Genomic DNA, 7,532 nt, shown 5'->3' on the forward strand with positions numbered 1-7,532 from the left:
GTCCTATTGGGTGATGGGGTGCTGGGGGAGGGGTTACTGAAGGGTGGAGGCGAGGAGCTTGATGTGGCGGACCATGCTGAGGAGACCATTGGAGCGTGTAGGGGAGAGGTGCTCTTTGAGGCCTATCTTGTCGATGAAGTAGAGGTCGGCATGGAGAATGTCGGCCGGGGTTTGTCCGCTAAGTACTTTTAGGAGCATGGCGATGATGCCTTTGACGATGACGGCATCGCTATCGGCCTGTAGCTGCAGGCGGGTATCGGCATCTAGCTCTCCTGAGATCCATACTCTGCTTTGACACCCTTCGATGAGGTGCTGTGGTGTTTTCTCACTTTCGGGCATAGGGTCTAGTTCGTTGCCCATCTCTATAATCATCTCGTAGCGATCCATCCAATCGTCGAGGAGTGAAAAGTCGGCAATGATTTCGTCTTGAATTTGATTGATAGTCATATTATATATAATGTGTATTTAATGTCCGTTGTCGGTTATAAGTGGGGTAGAAGTCCTTGTTTTGGCTCCTCAGGGGTAGGATCGTCGTGGTGGTTGAGTTTGCGAAGCCGTTGCTTAATCCGCTGTAGCACACGCCCAGAGAGGGTGCGAGGGGCATCTCTCAGGAAGCTATTGATGTGTCGCTTCTTCTTCTCGGGTGTGATCTCCTCCATCGGTATCATGATAGCGGTCTCAAGGACGTCACCGAAGAAGGGGTTGTAGCTGGAGCCAAATACCATCAGTGCCTCGGAGAGGCCTATATAAGTATTGACGAGAGGGGGGATCGTGGTGCCCATCTCTCGGATCGCTTGGCTCATGTTCTTGTAGTCCTTCTTGTGGTCTTGACCCGTGATGATCTGCTGTAGTTGGTCGATGGGTGTCTCGTACTGGATGGGGTATTTGCTGGTGACGAGTGGAACCTTTGGGGTAAAGTAGGTATCGAGATAGTAGTAGATGAGGTCGCGAGCCTTGGTATTGTAGCTCTGATACATGGTGACTTTGCCAAAAAAGTATTGGCAATCGTCGTGGATCAGCATAAGGGCTCCGAGGCCGTCCCAAAGGTTGTCGAGGGTAAAGATGGAGCGAGGAAGTCGACTCTTTTTATTGCCATCCAGGGAGGTGTTTTGGTTCTCCACCGTGACGAAGCTACGCCCTAGCTCTATGGTTTTGGGGAGATACTCCTTAATAAATAGAGGGTCGAATTGGAAGATCTCTCCACTCGATAGATGTGTCTCGTAGGTGCCATCGGGCTGCTTCTCTATGGCGTTTTTGCAGAGGATGTATCGGTACCCGCCGAGGATCTTTTGTGCCTCGGGGTCCCAGACAACGAGCTGCTGGTAGCCATTGGGTCGGAGGTCCAGCTCATCGATATCGGCTGCTTTGCCAGTGCCACCTCCGCCTGCCCTAAAGGCCTCTTCTCTCAGTCGGCCTATCTCGAGCATGGTATTGGGGGCTTCGTTGGCGTGGAAAGTATAGAGTTCGTTTTTGGCTCTATTTGTTTTGCGTAGCATCAACTGCTCGTGTAGCTCGCTACGAATGATTCGAGGGTCTATTGGTGATATGATTTTAGCCTGTCCCATGCGGATGTCTATGTGTTATTCGGTGTATTTTTGTGGAAAGTTGTAGAGGCTGTCCCTTAGTTGGCGGGCAAATTCTGTTGCCTCTTTGGGTGAGGGTAGTTCTTGGTAAGGGATAGGGTCGCCTACGTAGATGCGGAAGTGCTTCCCCTTGGCACGGATCAATTCACTGGGGAGTAGAATCAGTTCGGCATTGAACTTCCAACCACTCTTGGCTCTTCGCTTTGCCCATTTGTAGAAACGTGGGCTATTTTCGCCCTCAAAGTAGAGGGGTACGACCTGTCGCTGGTGCTGTGCTGCCATGCGAACGAAACTGGGGAGCCACTCGGTATCGTGTACCTTGCCTTCGCTATTCATACGGCTGCAGAGACCAGCGGGAAAGGTGAGTATCTGTTGGTCGCTCTCCAGGGCTTCATTGATCAGTTTGATCGATTGGCGTGCCTGCTGACCATATTTATTAATGGGGAGGAAGGTGTCTCGGAATTGGTAGACGTACATGAGGACGTCGTTGACCATAATCTTGAGTTGCCCACCATAGTGCCCACCGAGTAGGGCGGCGTAGATAATCCCGTCGGCACCTCCAAGGGGGTGATTGCTAACGAAGAGGGTGCGCTCCTCGGGCTTAGGAAGTCGCTCCGCACCGATGATGTCGCAGGTGATGCCAAGGTAGTCCATAATCTTGTACCCCATTGAGACGCCCCCCACCTCGTGCTGTAGCTCCATCATCTGATTGAGCTCCTCCTCGTGGATCAATCGCTGTAGCCAGCGGTAGAGAAACCCTGGGAGATAGCCTTTGTATTTGCTCTGTATCGCCTTCTTGATATCTATCTTCTTTTCGCTCATAGCATTATTTCATTAAAGGGTGAGGGGGTGGTGGGTGAAGAAGGTGCGGGTGGTGGTGAGGTCCTTCTGGAGTTGGGCCTGTAACTCCTGGAGGGAGGCAAACTTTTGGTCGGCTCGGATGAAGGCTCTGAAGGCGACTTCGATCTCTTTGTCGTAGAGGTCGCCTTGGAAGTCGAGGAGGTAGGCCTCTATCCTATTAAGCGGGATGCCTTCGGGGGTGATGGTGGGGGTGGAGCCGTAGTACGACATGGCGGGGTAGATACGATCTCCATGCCGCACCTCGGAGATGTAGACACCCTCTTCGGGAAGGGTGAGGGAGGGGTCGTAGGGGATCAGGTTGGCGGTGGGGAATCCTATGGTGCGGCCTATCTGCCGGCCTGCTTTTACCCTGCCGGTGATGCTGAACGGCCGTCCGAGGAGTGCCTCTGCTGTGGAGAGATCGTTGTGGGCAATCGCTTCTCTGATGCGAGAGGAGCTGACCACGGCGTCGCCCATCTGGAAGGGGGTGACGCGCTCTATCTGTAGCCCTAGCTGGCTAAGCCTTTCATCGAATTGGGGAGTGGTGAGGGCTGGTGTCTCCTTTCGGCCGAAGCGATTGTCGTAGCCGAGCTTCATGCCGATCACTCCTCGCTCTATGAGGGGTTGGGCGAACTGTGTGGCGGAGAGGGCTGCCAGCTCTTTGGTGAAAGGGAGGATCAGTAGATGGTCCACCCCTAGCTGGGCAATCAATCGCTCCTTCTGATCCATTGAGCAGAGGGTGTGTGGGCGAGGAAGATCAGGCCTAAGGAGAGCTAGTGGGTGCTTATCCATCGTGACCACTAGGCTCTCTGCGGAGAGACGGTGTGCCATCTCCTGAGTGGCTTTGATGAGGTGCTGATGCCCTTTGTGTAGCCCATCGAATAGTCCTATGGTGGCAACAATGGGCTTCCCCGATGCCTTCATCTCCTCTATATGGTGGTATATCTTCATCGTCTTATCCACTGCTCTGGATTGAGTTTGGTTCGTTCTTTCCACACTTGGAAGTGCAGTTTGGTAGCACCGCCTAGCTCAGGGTCGGAGTAGATCTTGCCGATCTCCTGCCCCGTCTTGACCTTGGACCCCTTAGAGACATAGACCTCAGTGAGGTTGCTGTAGACGGTGAGGTAATTACCGTGACGCACGATCACGTTGGTATTGAAGCCCTCTACCACAAAGATAGAGGTCACCTCGCCATCAAAGACCGCTCTTGCCTTGGCACCAGGGGCTCCTTGGATGTCGATGCCATTATTATCGATCTGCACATGCTTCAATCGGGCATACTGCTGTACACCATAGTGACCTACGATGCGCCCGCCACCAGTGATGGGCATTGGGAGACGACCACGATTGTCTTCAAACTTTGCAGAGAGCTTCGTCTCCGCCTCCGTCATAGCGTATCCCCCTTTGGTCTTAGCTCGCCTTTGCGTTGTGGTGGTCGACTTACCTTTTTGCTTTGCCGCTTCAGCTTTTCGCCTTGCCTCCTCCGCCTCTCGTATCTCCTTAGCGATCTGTGCTTCGATTTGCCTATTGAGGGCTTGGGCCTGTCGGCGTTGCTTGGCTAGCTCTTGCCGTAGCTTCTTCTCCTCGCCTTTGAGAGCTTTCACCTTGGTTTGCACCTTTTGCTTATCTTGCTCCAGCTTGCGCTGCTCCTCTTCTCTACTTTGTAGGAGGAGTGCCTTCTGCTGTCGGCTCTGCTCTAGATCTGCTCTCTGAGCGTCGATCTCTTGTCGTAGCTCCTTGAGCTTCTCCCCCTCTTTCCTCTGCCAGGTGGCATACTCTCGCAGATACATCGCCCTCCGCATTCCTTGTGCAAAGTCTTTGGCGGAGAGGATAAATAGGAGCTGGTCCTTCACGTTGCTGCCTCGCTGGAGTGCTCGGAGCGACTTCACGTAGGCTTCTTGACGCTTATCGAACTGCGCCTGTAGGCGGTTGAGCTCCTGCTCTAATGTAAAGAGTTGCTGGTCGGTCTCCTGTACCTCTGCCTCAAGAGTGGTGATCAGCTCTTGGCGGTCCTTGATCTGCCCATCAAGGAGAGCGAGCTGCTGTAGCTGCTCCTTGGCAGAGGAGGCGGTTTGCTGTAGTGCTTTATCCACACGTGCTATCTCAGCCTGTATCTGCTTGCGTCGGGCCTCTAGCTTTTGTACCTCCTTGGACTTTTGCTGCGCAGTGGCGTAGCCTGGGAGTAGCCCTACTAGGAGTAAAGCTACCATACAGCGAAACAATAGTTGGCCAGCTCTATTCAAACTCATCATAGTGATTGGATGATCTTATAAATATCCTGTAGGGAGATCCTCTGATACTGAGCGGGTGGAGTGGTCTCCCATGTGCGTGCCTTGCCCTCCTCCATATCTTGTAGGTCGAAACGTATGAGCCCATACCGCTCTGGACCTCCTCTAAACTCTAACTGAATAAGGGTGGGAAGTGGCCGCATCTCTCCTCCCATACGGAGGTGGGTAAAGCGGTCGTAGGTGGCTTGTAGCTCCCCTTCCCCTGGCACCGTTATGGTGGCTGAGGAGAGGTTGAGTGCGGTGTCAAAGAGTAGTTTGATCTGATTGCCACCAGGGCGAAGCTGGCTAGAGAAGAGGTAACCCTCCTCGGTTTGTTTCATCTCCATCCGACGGAGTGCGGTAGCGCCGATCTCTACGAAGTTGAAAGGCTTATTCTCAATCACTGCCTGTAAAATCATGGGGTCAATGCCTGGGATCGGCAGATAGCTAGAGAGTTTTCGATGGGCTTCCTCCTGAAGGAGGTAGTACTTATTGAGGCGGTCGAGTGCCAGTACGGTATCGTCGGCAACGGTCAATCGCCCTGCCTCCATAAAACCTATCGGGCGGATGGATAGCTCGAAGCCTTTGCCTGGAGCTTGGTACCACCGTATGCCGATGCCGTTCAGCTGGATCTGTTTCTCGGGAAGATCAATATTCAGCGAAACCCTACCACGGGCGGCAATGGAGGGGTACTCTTGCTTTTGGCTATAGAGCTCTATAAACTGCGACTTAGTAAGGTGGGGGTAATGGCCTGCTATCTGCTGAATCGCCTTGCGAGAAGTACCACAACTGGAGAGGAGTAGTAGGAGCGACCAGCAGAGGAGTAGGGTGGTGGTGGAGAGATGGTTATTCCTTTGTTTCATCTTTCTCTATGCTCTTTTGGTCCCGTTCGTGGACGATGTTTTCAATTTTCTTTTCGATTGTTGGTACGTCGCCTCCCGCTTCGAGTGCCTTGCGGAGTGCCTGTAGAGCCTCTTCGTACTCCCCTAGCGCAAATAGGATGTCGGAGTAGTGCTCGTAGTAGAGAGGGTCGGGCTCTTCTTCCTTGCTGATGGCACGCTCCATATAGATCTTGGCAAGTGGATAGGCCTTTTTGAGATAGAGTATCCAGGCGTAGGTGTCGAGGAAAGAACCGTTTTCACTATCATACTGCACTGCTTTTCGTGCCATTTCCTCAGCCCTATTGAGGTCCTCGGGAGTGCCGTGCTTAGTCATCCCGTAGGCGTAATTGTTGTATGCGGTTGGGATGCCTGCTGCCACAGCTTTTTCATAGAATTGGGTGGCTGTTGTCCAATCATCATCTTGTATCAAATCTGCCTTGATGAGTGCTATCTGTCCATACATTGGGTCGCCCTCCTCAACCACCTCAATAGCGTGGTCTACTCTTTTATTAAAGGTGATGCTATCCTCTTTATTCAGCGCCACCAGTGCCGAGTATAGGTTGAGCAATCCATCGTGGGGAATGGACTTTAGTCCTTGAGTAGTGACTTGGTCGAGTTGCTCCACATCCTCTGCATTGGCATACTTCTCCACAAAGTAGTAGTAGGGCGAAGGTCGCTCGGTGCCTTTTTGCACCAGCTGTGAAAATATCTGCTCCGCTTGGATCGTATCAGAGAGGAGTAGGTGGTCGTTGGCCGCGGCTAGTGCAAAGCGATCCTCTTCACTGTAGATCTGCTGTAGCTCTAGCTCAGTCTCGATGAGCGTGGGGAGTAGCTTGGTGAGGTCGTCGCTATTGCTACGTGCCGTATTGAGGAGTGATTGAACCCTAATTGGGTCGCTGCCCTCTAGCTGAGCCACTCGTAAGATCTCCGCCTTCACCGCTTCATTATTGCCTTTCATGGCATTGAATGAGGTGGTGATGTTGGAGAGGGCTTCGTTCTCAGGGTCTAGCTTTTGTGCCTTTTGAAGTTGCGTGATGATCTTATCGTCTTCTCCTCGCTTCTCATAGATCGTGACTAGGAGGAGCGTGGTCATGGGCTCATTGGGCTTTTCCTCTAAGCGCTTTAGTAGTATTTGCTCCGCCTCCTCAAGCCGTCCAAGGGCTATTAGTAGCCTGCTTTCGTTGATAATAGATACGATATCCTGTTCGGCTCCGTCTGAACCTCTAATGGCGCTGAGGGCTTTCTCTAGCTGGTTGGAGTTGGCATAGGTATTGGCGAGTTGGAGGCGGACCTCTCGGTCATTGGGTCGTAGCTCAAGTAGCTTTTTCGAGACCCTTTCGGTGCACTCCCAATCCCCAAACTTCTCTGAGAAATCTAGGAGCTTCCTGCCCGTCTGGTAGTCGAAGCCAGAGTATTGGTAGCTCTTCTCTAGCAGATCTAGCCCTCGCTTGTCATTGGCGTGCTGCAATAAAAGCTCTGCCAACCCATCTAGTATTTCGGGCTGGGTGCTATCAACTTGATACGCCATCCATAGGTGATTGAATAGTGGGGAGGGTTGAAGGTCTGGCCCATTCACCTGTAGAGCACGATCAAATAATCGATTGGCGACACTCGTTTTCCTCGATGGCATATCCTGTGCTGCTAGTGGCCAATTGGCAACGAGCAGTAGTAGGAAAAGGAGCCCCCGTATAGTCTTTATATTCATGCTTTAATAGTCTCTGCAATGTCTGTAAATTATCCCCTTCGATAATATACAAGTGTAAATATACCAATTTTCGGGTATTTGTAAGGGAATCGCGTGGATTTTAGCAGGGGTGACGCATTAGGAAGAGTCTTACCATGAATGACCTCCAACGAGGGGAGGTCTTCGTATTGATGCCAACTGGTCTTTGTATACACTCTCAGGAATACCACAGAGCATGGTAATGTCCTTCTTGCATCAACCTCATATTCCGTATGCG

General features: G+C 52.1%; 7 protein-coding genes. All 7 read right to left on the minus strand.

The window, feature by feature from the left end:
- Positions 1–33: 33 nt before the first annotated feature.
- From QVO39_RS02815 to QVO39_RS02845, 7 genes are read right to left on the minus strand one after another with little or no spacing between them, the layout of a single operon-like run.
- Entirely contained in the window at positions 34–447 is a 414-nt protein-coding gene (locus tag QVO39_RS02815; protein ID WP_021902936.1) for a SufE family protein, read from the minus strand.
- Between the two features lie 35 nt (positions 448–482).
- Complete coding sequence (glsB, locus tag QVO39_RS02820) at positions 483–1,565, minus strand: glycine N(alpha)-acyltransferase GlsB (protein ID WP_021902937.1); 1,083 nt, start codon at positions 1,563–1,565, stop codon at positions 483–485.
- 15 nt (positions 1,566–1,580) lie between these two features.
- Positions 1,581–2,405, minus strand: coding sequence for a 1-acyl-sn-glycerol-3-phosphate acyltransferase (glsA, locus tag QVO39_RS02825; RefSeq protein ID WP_021902938.1), 825 nt, complete (start codon positions 2,403–2,405; stop codon positions 1,581–1,583).
- 12 nt (positions 2,406–2,417) lie between these two features.
- Complete coding sequence (gene ribF, locus QVO39_RS02830) at positions 2,418–3,374, minus strand: riboflavin biosynthesis protein RibF (RefSeq protein WP_021902939.1); 957 nt, start codon at positions 3,372–3,374, stop codon at positions 2,418–2,420.
- Positions 3,371–4,675 carry a murein hydrolase activator EnvC family protein gene (locus QVO39_RS02835; RefSeq protein ID WP_021902940.1) on the minus strand — a complete coding sequence of 435 codons (1,305 nt, stop codon included), beginning with the start codon at positions 4,673–4,675 and terminating at the stop codon, positions 3,371–3,373. Before QVO39_RS02835 ends, ribF begins: the two co-directional genes overlap by 4 nt.
- On the minus strand, positions 4,672–5,553 hold the full coding sequence (locus QVO39_RS02840) for a DUF4292 domain-containing protein (RefSeq protein ID WP_021902941.1): 882 nt from the start codon (positions 5,551–5,553) through the stop codon (positions 4,672–4,674). The genes QVO39_RS02835 and QVO39_RS02840 overlap by 4 nt, the downstream gene beginning before the upstream one ends.
- Positions 5,537–7,276, minus strand: a complete 1,740-nt coding sequence (locus QVO39_RS02845; protein ID WP_021902942.1) for a tetratricopeptide repeat protein — start codon at positions 7,274–7,276, stop codon at positions 5,537–5,539. Before QVO39_RS02845 ends, QVO39_RS02840 begins: the two co-directional genes overlap by 17 nt.
- Between the last annotated feature and the right edge of the window lie 256 nt (positions 7,277–7,532).

Origin of the sequence: Porphyromonas sp. CAG:1061, assembly GCF_000435035.1 — a bacterium.
GTDB lineage: Bacteria > Bacteroidota > Bacteroidia > Bacteroidales > Porphyromonadaceae > Porphyromonas_A > Porphyromonas_A somerae.